Raw genomic sequence first — 17,966 nt, 5'->3', positions numbered from 1 at the left:
CCTGGTGGTTCCCTCGGGCGGCTCGGGCGATGTCAGCGAGGGGGCGGGTGGTCCGGCCCGCCCGCCGACGGCTCGGCAGGATGGGCCGGGAGGGTGCAGACGGAAGTGGCGGCCGGGCTCGCGGCGCCGGCGCGGAGCGTGCCCGCGCGCTGGCCGAACGGCCCGCCATGCATGCCGGTGCGCAGGCTGCCGGCGCGCAGCGCCACGGGGATAGACGGCAAGCGCAGCGCCACGGGGATGGACGGCAAGCGCAGCGCCACGGGGATGGACGGCATGCGCAGCGCCACGGGGATGGACGGCATGCGCAGCGCCATGGGCGACGCCGGCGCGCCGTGCGGCGCCAGGGTACCGGCCGCCATGGCGCTCAGCTCCGCACCAGCGGGCAGCCGCCCTCGGAGAGCGGCCGGAAGGCCTCGTCGCCCGGGGTGGTCTGCACCACCTTGAAGTAGTCCCACGGCGCGCGGCTCTCGGCGGGCTTCTTCGCCTCCAGCAGGTAGGCGGGATGCAGCTTGCGCCCGTCCTCGCGGATGCGGCCGGGGCCGAAGCAGTCGTCGTCAGTCGGCATCGCCTTCATGCGGTTCACCGTCTCGACGCCCGACGCCCTGGCGGCGGCGACGCCCATGTCCTGCACCGCCTTCAGGTAGTGCAGCGTGCCGGCGTAATTCCCGGCGTGGTTCATGTTGGGGTAGTTGTTCGGCGTGCGCGGCAGCACGCGGCGGGTGAAGGCGCGGGTGCGGTCGTTGAGGTCCCAGTAGAAGGTCTCGGTCATCACCAGGCCCTGCGCCGTCTCCAGCCCCAGCGCGTGCACGTCGTTGAGGTACATCAGCAGCGCCGCGAGCCTGGCGCTGCGCGTGGCGCCGAATTCCCGCGCCTGCTTGATGCTGTTCACCGTGTCGGCGCCGGCATTGACCAGCCCGATCACCTTGGCCCGGCTGGCGCGCGCCTGGAGCAGGAAGGCGGAGAAGTCGGTGGTGGCCGGGAACGGGTAGCGCGCCGAGCCCACCACGCGGCCGCCGGCCGCCTCCACGAAGCGCGTCGCGTCGCGCTGCATGGCGTGGCCGAAGGCGTAGTCGGCGGTGATGAAGAACCAGGAATCGCCGCCCGCCCGCACCATGGCGCCGCCGGTGGACCTCGCCAGCATGTAGGTGTCGTAGGTCCAGTGGACCGTGTTGGGCGAGCATTGCGGGCCAGTGAGGTCGGCGGTGGCGGCGCCCGAATTGACGAAGACCTTGTTCTTCTCCCGCGCCACCCCGGCGATCGCCAGCGCCACCGAGGAGGTGGGCACGTCGAGGATCATGTCGACGCCGTCGCGGTCGATCCACTGCCGGGCGATGGCGACGCCGACATCGGGCTTGTTCTGGTGGTCGGCCGAAAGCACCTCGACGTTGAAGCCCTGCGCCGAGAACTCGGCCACGGCCTGCTGCGCGCAGGCGACGCCGGTCGGGCCGCCCACGTCGCGGTAGGTGCCGGACTGGTCGTTCAGCACGCCGATCCGGATCGTGTTGGCCGACTGCGCCCGCGCGCCGCCGGTCCGGCCACCGGCCAACGTGGCGGCGGCACCGGCGGCGAGGACCCCACGCCTGCTGATACCCGTCATTCCCGTCCCTTCCCCGAACCGATGGCGGGGCCGGCAGGCACCCGCCTCCCCTGCCCCGCCGGCCATTTGCTCACGGCGCGGCAGCGCGCCTTGCTCACGGCGCGGCAGCGCGCCCGCGGGCGTGCCGCCCTGCCAGCGCGCAGCGTTCAGCCGCGCACCAGCGGGCAGCCGCCCTCGGAGAGCGGCCGGAACGCCTCGTCCGCCGCGGTGGTCTGCAGCAGCTTGTAGTAGTCCCAGGGCCCCTTCGATTCCTCGGGCTTCTTCACCTCGAAGAGGTAGGCCGGGTGAACCCAGCGCCCGTCCTCGCGGATCCTGCCCTGGCCGAACACGTCGTCGTCGGTCGGCATCGCCTTCATCCGGCTCACCGTCTCGGCGCCCGAGACCTTCGCCTTGTCGGCGCCCATCTCGGCCGCGACCTTGAGGTAGTGCAGCACCGAGGCGTAGTTCCCGGCCGAGGACATGGCCGGGTAGTTGTTGTTCAATTTGTCCTTCACCCGGCTGGTGAAGGCGCGGGTGCGGTCGTTGAGGTCCCAGTAGAAGGTCTCGGTGCAGACCAGACCCTGCGCCGTGCGCAGGCCGAGGCCGTGCACATCGTTGATGAACATCAGCAGCACGGCGATCTTGGTGCCGCGCCGGGTGACGCCGAATTCGGCCGCCTGCTTCACCGCGTTGACGGTGTCGACGCCGGCATTGGCGAGGCCGATCACCTTGGCCCGGCTGGCCTGCGCCTGCACCAGGAAGGAGGAGAAGTCGGTGGTGCCGGGGAAGGGATGCTTGACGCTGCCCACCACGCGCCCGCCCGCCGCCTGCACGAAGCGCGTCGTGTCGCGCTCCAGCGCGTGGCCGAAGGCGTAGTCGGCGGTGATGAAGAACCAGGTGTCGCCGCCGGCCTTCACCATCGCGCCGCCGGTGGACCTGGCCAGCATGTAGGTGTCGTAGGTGACGTGGATGGTATTGGGCGTGCAGGCGGAGCCGGTCAGGTCGGAGGTGGCGCTGGTGGAGTTCAGGCACACCTTGTTCTTCTCGCGCGCCACGCCCGCGATGGCGAGGCCGACCGAGGAGGTCGGCACGTCCACCACCACGTCCACCCCGTCGCGGTCGAACCATTGCCGGGCGATGTTGGAGCCGACATCGGGCTTGTTCTGGTGGTCGCCGGTCAGCACCTCGACGTTGAAGCCGTGGCTGCCGAAATCCTGCACCGCCTGGCGCACGCAGGCCACCGAGGTGGGGCCGGAGATGTCGCGGTAGGTGCCGCTCATGTCGGTCAGCACGCCGATCTTCAACGTGGTCCCCGCCTGCGCGCGGGCACGGCCGGAGGGCAGCGCACCCAGGGCGGGCACGGCGGCAGCCAGGGCGGCCGTGCGGATCAGGCTGCGGCGGTCCAGCGTCATCGGATTCGTCACTCCCTCGTTCCGGCGCGCGTTCAGACGCCGAGATATTCGTGCAGGCGGTCCATGGAGGAGGCGAGCTGGTCGTTCGGCACCATGTCCACGACCTTGCCGTGCTCCACGACGTAGTGGCGGTCGGCCACCGTCTGGGCGAAGCGGAAATTCTGCTCCACCAGCAGCACGGTGAAGCCGCGCGCCTTGATCTCGCGGATGGTGCGGCCGATCTGCTGCACGATCACCGGGGCGAGGCCCTCGGTCGGCTCGTCCAGCATCAGCAGCCGCGCGCCGGTGCGCAGGATGCGCGCGATGGCCAGCATCTGCTGCTCGCCGCCCGAGAGCTTGGTGCCCGGGCTGTTCGCGCGCTCCTTCAGGTTCGGGAAGAGCTGGTAGATGGTGGGCAGGTCGAGCCCGCCCGGCCGCACCACCGGCGGCAGCATCAGGTTCTCGGTGACGTCGAGCGAGGCGAAGATGCCGCGCTCCTCCGGGCAGAGGGCGATGCCAGCGCGCGCCACGAGGTCGGAGCGGAGGTTGATCGTCTCCTTCCCCTCGAAGCGGATCGAGCCCGCGCGCTTCGGCACGAGCCCCATGATCGAGCGCAGCGTGGTGGTCTTGCCGGCGCCGTTGCGGCCGAGCAGAGTCACCACCTCGCCCTGGTTCACGTCGATGTCGATGCCGTGCAGCACGTGGCTCTCGCCGTACCAGGCCTGAAGGCCGCGCACGGCGAGCATGTTGCCGCCCGCCTCGGCGGGGGCGGCGCGGTCGAGGACGGCGTCAGGCATGGGCCGGGGCATCCGAGCCGAGATAGGCGGCGACCACCTCGGGATTGCGGGAGACGGTGGCGTAGTCGCCCTCCGCCAGCACCTTGCCGCGCGTCAGCACGGTGATGCGGTCGCAGAGGCCTTCCACCACCTTGAGGTTGTGCTCGACCATCAGCACGGTGCGCCCCTGCGCGACGCGGCGCACCAGCGTCACGATGCGGTCCACGTCCTCGTGCGTCATGCCCGCCGTCGGCTCGTCGAGCAGCATCATGACCGGCTCCAGCGCCAGCGTCGTCGCGATCTCCAGCGCGCGCTTGCGGCCATAGGGCAGCGAGCCCGCCAGCGCGCCGGCATAGGCGGACAGCCCCACATCCTCCAGCAGCTCGCGCGCCCGCGCGTCGTAGCGGCGCAGCAGCGTCTCGGAGCGCCAGAAGTCGTAGGAACCGCCGCGCTCGCGCTGCAGCGCCACGCGCACGTTCTCCAGCACCGTCAGGTGCGGGAACACCGCCGAGATCTGGAAGGAGCGCACCAGCCCGAGCCGCGCCACCTCGGCCGGCTTCATGGAGGTGATGTCGCGCCCGTCGTAGCGGATGGTGCCGCGCGTCGGCTGCAGGAACTTGGTCAGCAGGTTGAAACAGGTGGTCTTGCCGGCGCCGTTCGGGCCGATCAACCCATGGATCGAGCCGCGGCGAACCCGCAGCGCCACGTCGCTCACCGCGACGAAGCCCCGGAATTCCTTGGTCAGCCCTTCCGTTTCCAGGATGCAGTCTGACAACCCGGACGCGCTCCCCTTTTTGCGACCCATGCAGGTCTGGTGACGCAGGTATGCCGAGCGGTGCAGTGCAGCGCAAGGAAATTACTTTGGGTTATCCGTGGCTTTGCGATGACATCGGGAGCGGGCGCGCGCCGTTCGGGGCTCCGCCCCGGACCCCGCCAGGGAAGGCGCCGCCTTCCCTGGACCCTTCCGCCAGGAACCTCAGGTTCCTGGACCTCCGCCGGCGTTTTCCGGCCCGACGGTTCAGCCGTCGAGGCCTGAATCCGAACGGGGTTTCCAAAGGGGCTTCGCCCTTTGGTGAGAGGGTCGCAGGGAGGGCAACGCCCTCCCCGCCTTTTCAGCCCGCCAGCGCCGCGCGCACCGCGTCCAGCGCCTCGGCCGTGCGCGCCCCGTCCGGCCCGCCCGCCTGCGCCATGTCCGGCCGGCCGCCGCCGCCCTTGCCGCCGACCGCGGCGCTCGCCGCGCGCACCAGCGCCACCGCGTCCGCCTTGCCCTTCGCCTCGGGTGCGACGCCGACCACGATGCTCGCCTTGCCCTCGGCGCTGGAGACCAGCGCGACCACGTCGGCGGTGCCGCCCTTCAGGATGGTTTCCGCCAGCCCCTTGAGGTCGCGCGCCGGCGTCTCGCCCAGGTCGCGCGCGGCGAGGCGCAGCCCGGCCACCTGCTCCACCTCGGCCGCGCCGCCGCCCGTGGCGAGCTTGCGCCGCAGCTCGCCCAGCTCGCGCTCCAGCCTGCGCCGCTCCTCGACCAGCGCGGCGACGCGCCCCGGCACCTCGGCGGGCGAGACGCGCAGCGCGGCCGCCACCTCCTGCATCCGACGGTCGCCCTCCTCGATGCGGCGCAGCGCCGAATCGCCGGTCACCGCCTCCACGCGCCGAACGCCGGCAGCCACGGCGCCTTCCGAGACGATCTTGAACAGGCCGATATCGCCGGTGCGCCGCACATGCGTGCCGCCGCACAGCTCCAGCGAATAGATGCCGTGCTTGGCCGTCGCCGCCGGGTCCTGGCCCATGCCGACCACGCGGACCTCATCGCCGTACTTCTCGCCGAACAGCGCCATGGCGCCGGCCTCGACCGCCGCCTCGGGCGTCATCAGCCGGGTCGTCACCTCGGCGTTCTCGCGCACGCGGGCGTTCACCTCGTTCTCCACCCAGGCGAGGTCCTCGGCCGACATCGGCGCGGGGTGGGAGACGTCGAAGCGCAGCCGGTCCGGCGCGTTCAGGCTGCCCTTCTGCGTCACGTGCTCGCCGAGCCGGCGGCGCAGCGCCTCGTGCAGCAGGTGGGTGGCGGAGTGGTGCGCGCGGATCGCGGTGCGCCGCCCATGGTCCACCTCGGCCTGCACCGCCATGCCGACCGTCGCCTCGCCCTGCTCGACGAAGCCGAGATGCACGAACAGCCCGCCCAGCTTCTTCTGCGTGTCGCGCACGGCGATGCACAGCGAATCGCCGGCGGTGATGGTGCCGGTATCCCCCACCTGGCCGCCGCTCTCCGCGTAGAAGGGCGTCTGGTTCAGGATGACGGCGACCTCCTGCCCGACCGAGGCGCGGTCCGTCACTTGGCCGGCGACGACCAGGCCGGTGATCTCGGCCTCGGCCGTCTCGGTCGAGTAGCCGAGGAATTCGGTGGCGCCGAGCTTCTCCTTGAGGTCGAACCACACCGTCTCGGTGGCGGCCTCGCCGGAGCCGGCCCAGGCGGCGCGGGCGCGGCGGCGCTGCTCGGCCATGGCGGCGTTGAAGCCCTCCACGTCCACGGCGCGGCCCTCGGCGCGCAGCGCGTCCTGGGTCAGGTCGAGCGGGAAGCCGTAGGTGTCGTAGAGGCGGAACGCCACCTCGCCGGGCAGGGTCTGCCCGCCGCCGAGCCGCCCGGTCTCCTCGGCCAGCAGGCCGAGGCCGCGCTCCAGCAGCGAGCGGAAGCGCGTCTCCTCCAGCCGCAGAGTCTCGACGATCAGCGCCTCGGCACGGCCCAACTCGGGATAGGCGACGCCCATCTGCCGCACCAGCGCCGGCACCAGGCGGTAGAGCAGCGGCTCCTTCGTGCCCATCAGGTGCGCGTGGCGCATGGCACGGCGCATGATGCGGCGCAGCACGTAGCCGCGGCCCTCGTTGGAGGGCAGCACCCCGTCGGCGATCAGGAAGGCGGAGGCGCGGAGGTGGTCGGCGACGACGCGGTGGCTGACCTTGAACGGCCCGTCCGGGTCCTGCCCGGTGGCCTCGGCGCTGGCCAGGATCAGGGCGCGCAGCGTGTCCGTGTCGTAATTGTCGTGCACGCCCTGGAGGATGGCGGCGAAGCGCTCCAGCCCCATGCCGGTGTCGATCGAGGGGCGCGGCAGCGGCGCGCGGACGCCGGGCGGCCCCTCCTCGTACTGCATGAAGACGAGGTTCCAGATCTCGATGAAGCGGTCCCCGTCCTCGTCCGGCGAGCCGGGCGGGCCGCCCGGGATGGAGGGGCCGTGGTCGTAGAAGATCTCGGAGCAGGGGCCGCACGGGCCGGTATCGCCCATGCGCCAGAAATTGTCGGATGTCGGGATGCGGATGATCCGGCTGTCCGGCAGCCCGGCGATCTTCTTCCAGTAGGCGGCCGCGTCGTCATCCTCGGAGAACACGGTGACGAGCAGCTTCTCCGCGGGCAGCGAGAAGTCCTTCGTCACCAGATCCCAGGCATAGGCGATGGCCTGTTCCTTGAAGTAGTCGCCGAAGGAGAAATTCCCCAGCATCTCGAAGAAGGTATGGTGCCGGGCGGTGTAGCCGACATTGTCGAGGTCGTTGTGCTTGCCGCCGGCGCGGACGCATTTCTGGGCCGTGGTGGCGCGGTTGTAGGGGCGCCGCTCCTGCCCGGTGAAGACGTTCTTGAACTGGACCATGCCGGAGTTCGCGAACATCAGCGTCGGGTCGTTGCGCGGCACCAGCGGCGAGCTTTCGACCACCTGGTGGCCGTTGCGGGCGAAGAAGTCGAGGTAGGTGGCGCGAATGTCGTTGCTGCTGGTCATGGTCCGCTGCGTGTGCCCCGCTCTGCCGCCCGCTTCCCGTCCCCCGGGCCCTGCCCCTGGGAGACACCCCTGGACCGTATTCCCCGGGCCATCCCCGGACCCGGCCTGCCCCGGCCGAAGCGGCCGAGTCTCGTAGCCGCTGCGCCTGATGACGTCGAGAGGCGGCATGGTGCGGCGACGCGGGGTCGGCGGCGGAACGCGGGGCAGCGGGGGCGGGCGAAGGAATGGACATCCGACGGCGGCGGGGGACACCTGCCATGCCCCGGGTGGCATCGACGCCGGAGACCGTGGGCGGCCCGGTGCCTTCCTCGGCCGGGGCCAGACCGGCTGCGGCCGCATGCCGCCTTCGGTCCATCGTGGCCGGCACCGCTGAACGCCCGCAGGCCTCTCGGCCCGCCGGCGATCCGCTCCGGCCATCGTTTCCAGAGCGGATCGCCGGAGGGCGGCTACGCCCGGAGGCGTGAATCCGCTCGGGAAACAATGGATGGGGCGGCATGCAGTCCCAACTGGTCTGCGTTCCGCTCTAGTGCACTCTTCGGGATGCCGGGCTGCCGCGCCCGGCCCGGCAGCATCCTGGAGCCTTCTGACCTGGCGCGTTTCCCGGAACCGCCGGGCGCGTGCGCCCAGCCTGGGAACGCGCTAGCCGACCACTTCCATGACGAGGCGGCGCAACTCCTCCTGGGAGAAGCCGGGCAGCTCGGTCACGGGACCGGCGAGAGGCGTGGGCACCTTGCCGTCAACCTCGGCCAGAGGGTCGGGGGCGGCATGGTGGGCGGGAATTTGGTGAGAAATCATGATGTGCGATCACACGGCCTGGCGCCGAAGCGGGGCGCGTGCCTTTCGTTCGTTGTTCGTTGGGACAATGGCCGCGGATTGGCGGCCACGCCGGTTCGACGGCATCGGCCTCGGCGGCGTCGACATCCCGACCCCGACCCGGCACCGCGCCGGAAGAATTCGCTGGCCGGCCGGTGCGCCTGGAGGGCGCCGCGGCCGGACAGGGCCGGCGCGGTCGGTTCGCGGCAGACCGCCGGAACCGACCGCGCCGCCCGGCTCAGACGAGCTTGAGGTTGGTGGCCGAGCTCTTGCCCTGGCGGCCGGCCTGGACCTCGAACTGCACGCGCTGCCCCTCGTCCAGGCCGCCGAGACCGGCCTGCTGGACGTCGGAGATGTGCACGAACACGTCCTTCGAACCATCCTCGGGCTGGATGAAGCCGTAGCCCTTGGTTGCGTTGAACCACTTCACGGTGCCGATCGCCATGGCATCGCTCCTGCTAACAAAGAACCGACGGCCGGGAATGGTCGCCGGATCAACCAATCGACGTGAGGAGCGACACCAGCTCGGCAACCATCCGGGGGAAAACCCTCGGGGGAAGGCACGGAGAACGGAGCGGACCAACAGACGGCGTTGACACCACCCATATGGACGCACCCGCACCGCGCCGCAACCCCCGACCGACGGGGTCGCGGCCCGGCCGGGCCATCAACTCACTCGGCGGCGGCCTCCTCCGACTCCCCGGCCTCCATCATCTGGTTGGTGACGGCGGTGGCCTGGCCGCGGATGCGCTTCTCGATGCTCTCGGCCATGGCCGGGTTGTCACGCAGGAACTGCTTGGCGTTCTCGCGCCCCTGGCCGATGCGCTGGCTGTCGCAGGAGAACCAGGCGCCCGACTTCTCGACGATGCCGGCCTTCACGCCGAGGTCGATCAGCTCGCCGACCTTGGAGATGCCCTCGCCGTACATGATGTCGAAGTCGACCACCCGGAAGGGCGGCGCCATCTTGTTCTTCACCACCTTCACGCGGGTCTGGTTGCCCACCACCTCGTCGCGCTCCTTGATGGCGCCGATGCGGCGGATCTCCATGCGGACCGAGGCGTAGAATTTCAGCGCGTTGCCGCCCGTGGTGGTCTCCGGGTTGCCGAACATCACGCCGATCTTGAGGCGGATCTGGTTGAGGAAGACCAGCAGGCAGTTGGAGCGGCTGACCGAGCCGGTCAGCTTGCGCAGCGCCTGGGACATCAGCCGGGCGTGCAGGCCGACATGGCTGTCGCCCATCTCGCCCTCCAGTTCGGCGCGCGGCACCAGCGCGGCCACGCTGTCCACCACCAGCACGTCGATGGCGCCCGAGCGGACCAGCGTGTCGGCGATCTCCAGCGCCTGCTCGCCCGCATCCGGCTGCGAGATCAGCAGGTTGTCCACGTCGACGCCGAGCTTGCGGGCATAGCCGGGGTCCAGCGCGTGCTCGGCGTCGATGAAGGCGCAGGTGCCGCCCTTCTTCTGCGCCTCGGCGATGGCGTGCAGCGCCAGCGTGGTCTTGCCCGAGCTTTCCGGCCCGTAGATCTCGATGATCCGGCCCTTGGGCACGCCGCCGATGCCGAGCGCGAGGTCGAGGCCGAGCGAGCCGGTGGAGACCACCTCGATCTCGCCGTCCTGCTGCTGCCGGGCGCCGAGGCGCATGATGGAGCCCTTGCCGAAGGCCCGCTCGATCTGGCTGAGCGCGGCGTCGAGCGCCTTTCCCTTTTCCATCCTGGTATCCCCGATGCTGCGCCGGCCCGGCCGGGCCGTCGTGATGTCCGCTCGATCTAGGCCGGGCGGTGCCGCCCGGGTCGGGCCCTGCCGGAACCCGGGGTCGGCACCCTCCCGCGGTGGGCGGTGCGATGCAGGCAATATCGGCGCGGGCATGCCGGAACACAAGAACATTTAGCGAACGTGAACATCGTTGCCCGCGAGTTCGGCCACGATCCCGGCCAGTTCCTTCTGGGTGTAGGGCTTGGCCAGGAGTCGCAGGCCTTCGCCGCCGAGATCCTGCCCCAAGGTAGTCTCCGCGTATCCGGAAACCAGCACCACCGGCAGGCCCGGCCAGCGCCGGCGCAGGGCGCGGGCAAGGTCGAGCCCGTCCACCTCGCCCGGCATCACCACGTCCGAGACCAGGATGGCGGGCGCCGGCGCGCCCTCCGGCAGCAGGTCCAGCGCCGTCTCGCCGCAATCGGCCGGGACGACGGACCAGCCGCTTGCCTGCAGGCTCCGCTCGGCGAGTCGCCTGACCGGCGACTCGTCTTCCACCAGCAGCACGGTCCGCCCCTCCCCGGCCGCCGGCGCGGCGGCCCGGGCGACGGAAGGCACGGCGGACGCGGCGATGGGCGGCGCGGCGGACGGGACGGCGGTGGGGGGGCCAAAGGAGGGGCCAGAGGGGGAGCCAGAGGGGGGGCCAGAGGAGGGGGCGGCGGGAGACGTGGCGAGCGGCGCGGCGGCGACCTCCGGCTCGGCCGCTCCCTCGTGCCGGGGCAGGTAGACGCGGAAGGCGGTGCCTCGCCCGACCTCGCTCTCCACGCCGAGATAGCCACCGGACTGCCGGACGATGCCGTGCACGGTGGACAGGCCGAGCCCGGTGCCGCCGCTCTCCCGCCGCGTGGTGAAGAAGGGCTCGAACAGCCGCGGCAGCACCTCGGGCGGGATGCCGCAGCCGGTGTCGGCCACCTCCAGCACCACGTAGCGGCCGGGCGGCACGGTGTCGTGGCCGATCGCGCGGGGCGACAGCACCACCTCGTGATGGGTGCGCAGGGTGAGCCGCCCGCCATGCGGCATGGCGTTGCGGGCATTGGCCGCCAGGTTGACGATCACCTGGTCGAGCTGGGTGGGATCGACCCGCACCGCGCGGCCGGGCTGCTCCAGCTCGAGTTCCAGCCGCACCCGCTCGCCCAGAAGGCGACGCAGCAGCCCGGCGATGCCGGCGATGCGCTCGTTCACCGCCACCACGCGCGGCTGCAGCGCCTGCTGCCGGGCGAAGGCGAGGAGCTGGCGCACCAGCGCGGCGCCGCGCTCGGCGCTGTCGAGGATCTGCCGCAGGTCGGCGGCGCTGTCCGGGTCCTGCGGGCGCTGCAGAGCGGACTCGGCACTGCCGATCACCGCGGTCAGGAGGTTGTTGAAGTCGTGGGCGACACCGCCGGCGAGCTGTCCCACCGCCTGCAACTGCCGCCCCCGGCCGAGCTGCGCCTCCAGCCGCCGCCGCGCCGTCAGCTCCACCACCCGCAGCAGGAAGCGCGGGTCACGGTCCGGCAGGAGCGGCTCGCAGGTGAGCGCGTAGCAGGCATCGGGAGGGGCGGCAGGGTTGCTCAGCCCGCTCTCCAGCGGCGGGACCGGCAGGCCGAGACGCGCGGCGGCGATGCGGTCCAGCACCTCCCCCCGCTCCTCCGGCGGCACCAGCGCAGTGACCGCGACGCCGCCACGCAGCAGCACGGCGGGTCCCGCGAAGCGGCGCAGCGTCGGGTTGGCGGCCAGGACGGTACCGTCGGCATCGAGCAGCGCCAGGCCGGCCGGGGCTCGGTCGAAGACGAGGCGGAGCGCCTCGGCCTCGGCCAGCCGGTCGCCGCGCCGCGGGCCGGGCGGCCAAAGACCCGCCAGCCACGTGGCCAGGCGATGCCACAGGCCGGCCGACTGAGCGGGAGGATCGGTGTATGACAACCTGCGATCACTTATTCGCCGATATAATTCTATCTTAGAGGGAATTTGCCCGATCGGCCACAGCTTCCTGTCCGCCAGGGCGCATCGGTCACAGCCGGCCGGGGGCGCGCCGTCGCAGGCGCCAGACATAGGCGATGATGTCCGCCACCGCCTGGTAATGCTCGGCCGGGATCTCGGTGTCCGGCTCCAGCCGGTACAGGGCGCGCGCCAGCGGCGGGTTGGCGACCAGCGGCACGCCATGCTCCTCCGCCACGGCACGGATGCGCGCGGCCATCGCGTCCACGCCCTTGGCCACCACCTTCGGCGCCGCCGCCCTGCCCTGCTCGTAGAGCAGCGCCACGGCATAATGGGTCGGGTTGGTGACCACGACGGTCGCCTTGGGCACCGCGGCCAGCATGCGCCGACGGGCACGGCTGAGGCGCAGCCGCTTCAGCCGCGCCTTGATGTGCGGGTCGCCCTCGCTGTCGCGCATCTCCTGGCGCAGATCCTCGCGGCTCATGCGCAGCCGGCGCAGCAGGCGCAGGCGCACCCAGAAGACATCGATGCCGGCGAGGACGAGGAAGGCCCCGAGCACCGCGAGCAGCAGGCGCCGCGCCTCCTCGCCGAGCGCCCCCAGCAGCCCGCCCGGCGACTGGTGCAGCACCGACTGCAGCACGCCGGGGCTGCCGAGCGCCTGCCAGACGGCCCCGGCCACCATGGCGAGCTTCAGCAGGGTACGGCCGAACTCCACCAGATGGTCGGGCCCGAGCAGGCGTTTCAGCCCGGCCAACGGGTTGAGGCGGCCGAAATCGGGCTTCAGGCCACGCGCCGAGACCAGCATGCCGGTCTGGAGCAGCGTCGAGGCCACGGCCCCCAACGCGGCGGCACCCAGCACCGGCAGGGTGATGCGCAGCAGCAGGAACAGCGCCTCCACCGCGCCCGAGCGCCAGTCCAGTTCGTGCGACCGCTCCAGCACGCCACGCAGTTCGCGCAGCAGCGACTGCCCGGCCGTGGGCAGCGATATGAGCGCGGCCAGGCTGGCGGCGAGCAGCACGGCGCAGCTCACCGCCTCACGCGAGAGCGGCACCTGTCCCTCCTCGCGCGCCTGCTCCAGCCGGCGTGCGGTCGGGGATTCCGTCCTGTCCTCGGCCTCGCCGCCCTCGGCCACGGCTCAGCGCTGCCCCGGCAGCAGGGAAAAGGCGGCACGCGCCGCATCGGACCAGTCGCCCAGCAGCGGCGGCAGCAGCAGGCCGAGCAGCAGCAGCCCCCCCAGGATCTGCCCGGGCACGGCCAGGAAATAGATCTGCAACTGCGGCGCCACGCGCGCCATCATCCCGAGCGCTCCCTGAAGCACCACCGAGCCGAGGACGAACGGCGCGGCGAGCCGCAGGGCAAGCGCCAGGCTGTCGGCGACGGCCTGCGACAGCGCCTCGGCCGCGGCGCCCGCCGGCCAGGGATCGCCCACCGGCAGCACGGCATAGCTCTCCGCCAGCGCCCGCAGCGGCAGGGCGTAGAGGCCCGTGGACAGCACCAGCACCGTGCCCGCCAGACCGAACAGGCGCGCGGTGACGGCCTGCTGCCCGCCGAAGGTGGCGTCCGGCTGAAGCACGCTGGCGAGCCCCAGCATCAGCGCCGCGACCTGCCCCGCCCCGCTGAGCGCCGCCGCCACCAGACGCGCCAGCCCGCCGAGCCAGAGCCCGACCGCGGCCTCCAGCACCAGCAGCCGCGCCGACTCCGGCACCGAATCGGCGGGGGCCGGCAGGGTGGGCTGCAACACCGGCAGCAGCAGCACGACGAGGCCGAGGCCGAGGCCCAGCCGGATCCGCGCCGGGATCTCGGCCTCGCCCAGCCCCGGCAGCAGCATCACCGCCGCGCCGAGACGGGCGAAGACCAGCATGCCGTGGAAGGCGAAGGCCGGCAGCATCGCCAGCAGCGCCGCCTCGGTCATGGCCCGTTCCTGGATGGCCCGATCACGGGGCGCCACCGACCGACACGATCCGGTCGAACAGCGTCGTCGCGTAGGCGCGTAGCGAACCCGCCATGTTCGGGCCGAGCAGCAGCAGCAAGGCGAGCAGCACGCCGAGCTTCGGCAGGAACGAGACGGTCTGCTCGTTGATCTGGGTCAGCGCCTGGAACACGGCGACGGCGAGGCCGACCAGCAGCAGCGCCAGCAGCAGCGGCCCGGCGAGCTGCAGCGCGAGCCAGAGGGATTCCTGTGCCGCCAGCGGCACCGCGTCACTGGTCATGGCCCGCCGCCTCCTGCGGCAAGGAACGGACGGCGCGACGCGCCGTCAGATCGGCATCCGCATGATTTCCTGGTAGGCGGAGACGACGCGGTCCCGCACCGCGACGGCCGTCTGCAGGGCGAGTTCGGCACGCGAGACCGCCACCACCACGTCGTTCACGCTGCCCTGCCCGACCAGCGCCCTGGTGGAGGCGGTGTCGGCCGCATGGCCGACATCGATGGCGCCCTCCACGGCCCGCTGAAGCACGGCGCCGAAGCCGCCGGACGAGGAGGATGCCTCGGTGCCGGCACCGATCGCCTGGGTCGCCCGGTAGGCGGCGGCGCCGGCGGGCGCGAGGACCGGCGCGGTCATCCGCGCAGCGCCTCGATGGTGCGGGTCAGCATGCCGCGCGAGGTCTCCAGCACCGCGAGATTGGCGCTGTAGGTATCCTGCGCCTCGCGCATGTCCATCGTCTCGGACACGGTGTCGAGGTTCGGCATCCGCACGTAGCCGCGGGCGTCGGCGGCCGGATGCGACGGATCGTAGCGGGTCGGGAACTCGCTGCGGTCGACGCCGACGCGGCGCACGCGTACCGTGCTGGCGCCGATGGCGCGGTCCAGCCGGTTCTCGAAGGTGACGGTCTTGCGCCGATAGGGATCGGCACCGGCCGAACCGCCGGTGGAGTCGGCGTTGGCCAGGTTCTCGGCGACGACGCGCAGCCGCGTCGTCTGCGCCTGCATGCCGGCGGCGGAGATCCGCAACGCCCGTTCGATATCCATCCCGCTGCTCCTCGCTTCCCTTGGCTGACGGTCAGGCACCGCGTCCCAGCGCCGCGCGGAACAGGCCGAGATACTTGGTCCGCAGGCTGGTCGCGAGCGCGTGGGCCGAATCGGTCTCGGCGACCTTGATCGCCTGCCGGTCGAGCGTGACGGTGTTGCCGTCGGGCGAACGCTCGGCGGCGTCGGCATCATTCACCGCGAGCGGCTCCCCGTCCCGACCGCCCTCGAGGTGACGCGCGCTGGTGCGCGTCAACGTGGCGCCGCCGCTCCGGCCGGAGGCTGCCAGCAGCGCCGCGAAGGGTTGCAGATCCTGCGCGCGATAGCCGGGCGTGTCCGCATTGGCGACGTTGCGGGCGAGCACCTGCTGGCGGCGGTCCAGGTATTGCAGCCGGCGCTCGGCCAGCGCGATCGGATCGGCGGCGGTCGGGGAAGAGCTCATGCCGCCGATACTGCCCGAGGAGAGCGAACGAACCCTTAAGCGCGGCGCGACACCACGCGGCAACGCTTCGGTAACCGTTCCCATGCTGTCCTTGCAGCATGTCGGTACCCCAGCTTCAGGCAGTCCAGGACGCCATCGAGGCGATGGCACGCACGCTGGCGATGGCGGGCGGACTGGCACAGGGCGGCCGCCGCATCGACCTCGCCGGGCTCGATGCGGAGATGGCGTCGATCTGCGACGCGGCGATGCGTCTGCCGAAAGGCATGGCCGCTCCGCTGCGACCTTCCCTGGAGCACCTGCTGCTCCAGGTCGAACAACTCGGATTGCTGCTCGCGGCATGACGCCGCACCCACCGCCGGCAAGAGGCCGCGATGACGACCGAGATCATCTCTCCCTGGATGGCAGGAGGCGCGCTCCTGGCTGTCCTGGCGCTGCTCTGGCTGCTGGCCCGGCTGCTGCGCGGCGTCGGGATCGCCGCACGGCCCGGTGCCAGGCGGCTTTCCGTGCAGGACATGCTGCCGCTCGACGCCCGCCGCCGGCTGCTGCTGATCCGCTGCGACGGGCGCGAGCTGCTGCTGCTGACCGGCGGCACGCAGGACGCGATGCTGGGCTGGCTGGAGGCGGGGCGGCCGGATGACGGCGCCGCGGCCGTCCTGACATGAGGCGCTTCGTCCTCGTCGTCGTCCTGCTGCTCTGCCCCGGCCTCGCCCTGGCACAGAGCGTCAGCATCGACCTCGGCACCGCCGGGCAGGCCGGCGCCACCTCGCGCCTGGTGCAGCTCACCGCGCTGATCGGGCTGCTCTCGCTGGCACCGTCGCTGCTGGTGATGGCGACCGCCTTCGCACGCATCGCCATCGTGCTGTCGCTGCTGCGCACCGCGATCGGTGCCCAGGGCGTGCCGCCCAATGCGGTGCTGATCGGCCTGGCGCTGTTCCTGACCGCCTTCGTCATGCAGCCGGTGATGGAGCAGAGCTGGGCACAGGGCCTCGCGCCGCTGGCCGAGGGGCGGATCGGCGAGATCGCCGGACTGCAGGCCGCGGCCGAGCCGTTCCGCAAATTCATGGCCGCCAACGTCCGCGAGAGCGACCTGACGCTTTTCCTCGACCTCGGCCACCTCGCCGCCCCGCCGACCGCGGATCAGGCCCCCTGGCGCGCCCTCGTTCCCGGCTTCATGGTCAGTGAACTGCGGCGCGCCTTCGAGATCGGGTTCCTGCTCTTCCTGCCCTTCCTGGTGATCGACATGGTGGTGGCGTCGCTGCTCATGTCGCTGGGCATGATGATGCTGCCGCCCTCGGTGGTGGCGCTGCCCTTCAAGCTGATCTTCTTCGTGCTGGTCGATGGCTGGCGGCTGATCGCCGGCAGCCTGGTACAGGGCTTCGCGACCTGAGGCCGGCGGCGAAGCGCCTCGGCTCGCATCGGGAAGCGGCGCCGCATCCCCCGTGCTCCAACGGGGCCTTCCCCAGGCCGCCTTGCGGCGACCGCGCGGGAGTCGGTGGGATGCGGCGCCGAAGCCAACGGCGACCGGAAGAGCCACGCCGGCCCTCAACGGGGCGGCGTGCTCCCGGAGCCTCCGCCCGGACGAAGCGCTGCTCGCCCTACGCCTTGGGCAGTGCCTCGGCGATGTAGGGCGGCAGGTTGAACGCGCCGACATGGATCTCGGGCGTCCAGTAGCGCGTGGCGCCCAGGATGCCGGCCGCCTCCGCCCGCGTGCGGATCGTCGCGACGTCGGCAAGGCGGGCGGCACCGTCCTTCGCGGCCCAGCCCAGCGTCATGAAGCCGCCGACATAGGTCGGCACGGCGGCGACGTAGGCCCACACGTCGGGGAAGGACTTGCCGCGGCGCACCGAGGTCTCGCGCAGCTCGTCGGACTGCATGAACGGCACGCCGCACTGGTTCACCACCAGGCCGCGCGGCGTCAGCAGCCGGGCACAGCCGGCGTAGAATTCGTCGGTGAAGAGCACCTCGCCGACGCCGATCGGGTCGGTGCTGTCCACGATCACCACGTCGAAGGAAGCGGGCTCGGCCCGCCGGACATAGTCGATGCCGTCGCCCACGATCACCTCGGCGCGCGGATCGTGCCACGCATCGCCGCCGATCCCCGGCAGGAATTCCTTGGCGAGCCGGATCACCTCGCCGTCGATCTCCACCATCACGGCGCGCTCGACGCCGCGGTGCTGCAGCACGCGGCGCAACACGCCGCCATCGCCAGCGCCGATGATCAGCACCCGCTTCGCCTCACCATGCGCCAGCAGCGGTACGTGCGTCAGCATCTCCTGGTAGACGAACTCGTCGCCTTCGGTGATCTGAGTCACGCCGTCGAGCAGCATCACACGGCCGTGCGAGGCGCTCTCGAACACCATGATGTCCTGGAAGTCGCTCTGCACGCGGGCCAGCTCGCGCACGACGCGGAAGCGCTGGCCCCAGTCCGGGTACAGGGTCTCGTTGACCCAGGAATCCGTCGCCATCCGAAATCTCCTTGCACGAAGGAGAGCCGGCCCCCGGGGGCCGGCTCCGCTCAGCACCGCGTGTGGCGGCGTCTCAGCCGACCATGCCGCGCTTGTGCTCGGCGAGCTGCACGCGCT

Annotated in this window: 20 protein-coding genes; 3 read left to right on the top strand and 17 right to left on the bottom strand. The window is 71.9% G+C overall.

From position 1 onward, the window contains the following. Positions 1 to 32 precede the first annotated feature (32 nt). From M0638_RS00100 to flgB, 16 genes are all read right to left on the bottom strand, one after another. Entirely contained in the window at positions 33 to 359 is a 327-nt protein-coding gene (locus tag M0638_RS00100) for a hypothetical protein (protein ID WP_248664909.1), read from the bottom strand. Positions 360 to 364: 5 nt separating this feature from the next. After that, the gene (locus M0638_RS00095) at positions 365 to 1,597 is read right to left on the bottom strand and encodes an ABC transporter substrate-binding protein (RefSeq protein ID WP_248664908.1); all 1,233 of its coding nucleotides are present in this window, start codon (positions 1,595 to 1,597) and stop codon (positions 365 to 367) included. Between the two features lie 146 nt (positions 1,598 to 1,743). Next, positions 1,744 to 2,988 carry an ABC transporter substrate-binding protein gene (locus M0638_RS00090; RefSeq protein WP_248664986.1) on the bottom strand — a complete coding sequence of 415 codons (1,245 nt, stop codon included), beginning with the start codon at positions 2,986 to 2,988 and terminating at the stop codon, positions 1,744 to 1,746. Between the two features lie 32 nt (positions 2,989 to 3,020). After that, on the bottom strand, positions 3,021 to 3,713 hold the full coding sequence (locus M0638_RS00085) for an ABC transporter ATP-binding protein (RefSeq protein WP_248664985.1): 693 nt from the start codon (positions 3,711 to 3,713) through the stop codon (positions 3,021 to 3,023). Between the two features lie 43 nt (positions 3,714 to 3,756). Next, positions 3,757 to 4,518: an ABC transporter ATP-binding protein gene (locus tag M0638_RS00080; protein ID WP_248664907.1), complete on the bottom strand. Its 762-nt coding sequence runs from the start codon at positions 4,516 to 4,518 to the stop codon at positions 3,757 to 3,759. Positions 4,519 to 4,855: 337 nt separating this feature from the next. Beyond that, positions 4,856 to 7,504 (bottom strand): alanine--tRNA ligase, encoded by a 2,649-nt coding sequence (alaS, locus tag M0638_RS00075; RefSeq protein WP_248664906.1) that lies wholly within the window; start codon positions 7,502 to 7,504, stop codon positions 4,856 to 4,858. A gap of 639 nt (positions 7,505 to 8,143) precedes the next feature. Further along, complete coding sequence (locus tag M0638_RS00070) at positions 8,144 to 8,299, bottom strand: hypothetical protein (protein WP_248664905.1); 156 nt, start codon at positions 8,297 to 8,299, stop codon at positions 8,144 to 8,146. A gap of 256 nt (positions 8,300 to 8,555) precedes the next feature. Next, on the bottom strand, positions 8,556 to 8,762 hold the full coding sequence (locus M0638_RS00065; RefSeq protein WP_248664904.1) for a cold-shock protein: 207 nt from the start codon (positions 8,760 to 8,762) through the stop codon (positions 8,556 to 8,558). Between the two features lie 227 nt (positions 8,763 to 8,989). Beyond that, positions 8,990 to 10,027, bottom strand: a complete 1,038-nt coding sequence (gene recA / locus M0638_RS00060) for a recombinase RecA (protein ID WP_248664903.1) — start codon at positions 10,025 to 10,027, stop codon at positions 8,990 to 8,992. A gap of 174 nt (positions 10,028 to 10,201) precedes the next feature. Next, positions 10,202 to 11,962: a PAS domain-containing sensor histidine kinase gene (locus tag M0638_RS00055; RefSeq protein WP_248664902.1), complete on the bottom strand. Its 1,761-nt coding sequence runs from the start codon at positions 11,960 to 11,962 to the stop codon at positions 10,202 to 10,204. A gap of 88 nt (positions 11,963 to 12,050) precedes the next feature. Continuing rightward, the gene (locus tag M0638_RS00050; RefSeq protein WP_248664901.1) at positions 12,051 to 13,109 is read right to left on the bottom strand and encodes an EscU/YscU/HrcU family type III secretion system export apparatus switch protein; all 1,059 of its coding nucleotides are present in this window, start codon (positions 13,107 to 13,109) and stop codon (positions 12,051 to 12,053) included. 3 nt (positions 13,110 to 13,112) lie between these two features. Next, entirely contained in the window at positions 13,113 to 13,889 is a 777-nt protein-coding gene (locus tag M0638_RS00045; protein ID WP_248664900.1) for a flagellar biosynthetic protein FliR, read from the bottom strand. Between the two features lie 22 nt (positions 13,890 to 13,911). Continuing rightward, the gene (locus tag M0638_RS00040; protein WP_248664899.1) at positions 13,912 to 14,187 is read right to left on the bottom strand and encodes a flagellar biosynthetic protein FliQ; all 276 of its coding nucleotides are present in this window, start codon (positions 14,185 to 14,187) and stop codon (positions 13,912 to 13,914) included. A 45-nt stretch (positions 14,188 to 14,232) separates the two neighbouring features. After that, complete coding sequence (gene fliE, locus M0638_RS00035; protein ID WP_248664898.1) at positions 14,233 to 14,538, bottom strand: flagellar hook-basal body complex protein FliE; 306 nt, start codon at positions 14,536 to 14,538, stop codon at positions 14,233 to 14,235. Further along, positions 14,535 to 14,945, bottom strand: a complete 411-nt coding sequence (flgC, locus tag M0638_RS00030; protein ID WP_248664897.1) for a flagellar basal body rod protein FlgC — start codon at positions 14,943 to 14,945, stop codon at positions 14,535 to 14,537. The genes fliE and flgC overlap by 4 nt, the downstream gene beginning before the upstream one ends. A 31-nt stretch (positions 14,946 to 14,976) precedes the next feature. Further along, positions 14,977 to 15,384 (bottom strand): flagellar basal body rod protein FlgB, encoded by a 408-nt coding sequence (gene flgB / locus M0638_RS00025; RefSeq protein ID WP_248664896.1) that lies wholly within the window; start codon positions 15,382 to 15,384, stop codon positions 14,977 to 14,979. Between the two features lie 98 nt (positions 15,385 to 15,482). Here flgB and M0638_RS00020 point away from each other — a divergent pair, with 98 nt between their 5' ends. Genes M0638_RS00020 through fliP form a run of 3 tightly spaced genes read left to right on the top strand, consistent with a single transcriptional unit; the run spans position 15,483 to position 16,771 of the window. Beyond that, the gene (locus M0638_RS00020) at positions 15,483 to 15,725 is read left to right on the top strand and encodes a hypothetical protein (RefSeq protein ID WP_248664895.1); all 243 of its coding nucleotides are present in this window, start codon (positions 15,483 to 15,485) and stop codon (positions 15,723 to 15,725) included. A 30-nt stretch (positions 15,726 to 15,755) separates the two neighbouring features. Beyond that, the gene (locus M0638_RS00015; RefSeq protein ID WP_248664894.1) at positions 15,756 to 16,046 is read left to right on the top strand and encodes a flagellar biosynthetic protein FliO; all 291 of its coding nucleotides are present in this window, start codon (positions 15,756 to 15,758) and stop codon (positions 16,044 to 16,046) included. Next, complete coding sequence (fliP, locus tag M0638_RS00010; protein ID WP_248664893.1) at positions 16,043 to 16,771, top strand: flagellar type III secretion system pore protein FliP; 729 nt, start codon at positions 16,043 to 16,045, stop codon at positions 16,769 to 16,771. The genes M0638_RS00015 and fliP overlap by 4 nt, the downstream gene beginning before the upstream one ends. Positions 16,772 to 16,979: 208 nt before the next feature. Here fliP and speE read toward each other — a convergent pair whose 3' ends face one another. Then, positions 16,980 to 17,849, bottom strand: a complete 870-nt coding sequence (gene speE / locus M0638_RS00005) for a polyamine aminopropyltransferase (protein WP_248664892.1) — start codon at positions 17,847 to 17,849, stop codon at positions 16,980 to 16,982. Positions 17,850 to 17,966 lie beyond the last annotated feature (117 nt).

It is taken from the genome of Roseomonas acroporae, from assembly GCF_023223525.1.
In the GTDB taxonomy this organism is placed as follows: Bacteria; Pseudomonadota; Alphaproteobacteria; order Acetobacterales; family Acetobacteraceae; genus Roseomonas_E; species Roseomonas_E acroporae.
Note: the sequence above shows the minus strand (reverse complement) of the source record. Positions and strands in the feature narration are given on the sequence as shown.

Coding starts and splice junctions, on each gene's coding strand:
- M0638_RS00065 (WP_248664904.1), bottom strand. CDS start 8,762: ATGGCGATCGGCACCGTGAAGTGGTTCAACGCAACCAAGGGCTACGGC.
- recA (WP_248664903.1), bottom strand. CDS start 10,027: ATGGAAAAGGGAAAGGCGCTCGACGCCGCGCTCAGCCAGATCGAGCGG.
- M0638_RS00045 (WP_248664900.1), bottom strand. CDS start 13,889: ATGACCGAGGCGGCGCTGCTGGCGATGCTGCCGGCCTTCGCCTTCCAC.
- M0638_RS00015 (WP_248664894.1), top strand. CDS start 15,756: ATGACGACCGAGATCATCTCTCCCTGGATGGCAGGAGGCGCGCTCCTG.
- alaS (WP_248664906.1), bottom strand. CDS start 7,504: ATGACCAGCAGCAACGACATTCGCGCCACCTACCTCGACTTCTTCGCC.
- flgC (WP_248664897.1), bottom strand. CDS start 14,945: ATGGATATCGAACGGGCGTTGCGGATCTCCGCCGCCGGCATGCAGGCG.
- M0638_RS00090 (WP_248664986.1), bottom strand. CDS start 2,988: ATGACGCTGGACCGCCGCAGCCTGATCCGCACGGCCGCCCTGGCTGCC.
- fliP (WP_248664893.1), top strand. CDS start 16,043: ATGAGGCGCTTCGTCCTCGTCGTCGTCCTGCTGCTCTGCCCCGGCCTC.
- M0638_RS00070 (WP_248664905.1), bottom strand. CDS start 8,299: ATGATTTCTCACCAAATTCCCGCCCACCATGCCGCCCCCGACCCTCTG.
- M0638_RS00020 (WP_248664895.1), top strand. CDS start 15,483: ATGTCGGTACCCCAGCTTCAGGCAGTCCAGGACGCCATCGAGGCGATG.
- M0638_RS00085 (WP_248664985.1), bottom strand. CDS start 3,713: ATGCTCGCCGTGCGCGGCCTTCAGGCCTGGTACGGCGAGAGCCACGTG.
- M0638_RS00095 (WP_248664908.1), bottom strand. CDS start 1,597: ATGACGGGTATCAGCAGGCGTGGGGTCCTCGCCGCCGGTGCCGCCGCC.
- fliE (WP_248664898.1), bottom strand. CDS start 14,538: ATGACCGCGCCGGTCCTCGCGCCCGCCGGCGCCGCCGCCTACCGGGCG.
- M0638_RS00100 (WP_248664909.1), bottom strand. CDS start 359: ATGGCGGCCGGTACCCTGGCGCCGCACGGCGCGCCGGCGTCGCCCATG.
- speE (WP_248664892.1), bottom strand. CDS start 17,849: ATGGCGACGGATTCCTGGGTCAACGAGACCCTGTACCCGGACTGGGGC.
- flgB (WP_248664896.1), bottom strand. CDS start 15,384: ATGAGCTCTTCCCCGACCGCCGCCGATCCGATCGCGCTGGCCGAGCGC.
- M0638_RS00040 (WP_248664899.1), bottom strand. CDS start 14,187: ATGACCAGTGACGCGGTGCCGCTGGCGGCACAGGAATCCCTCTGGCTC.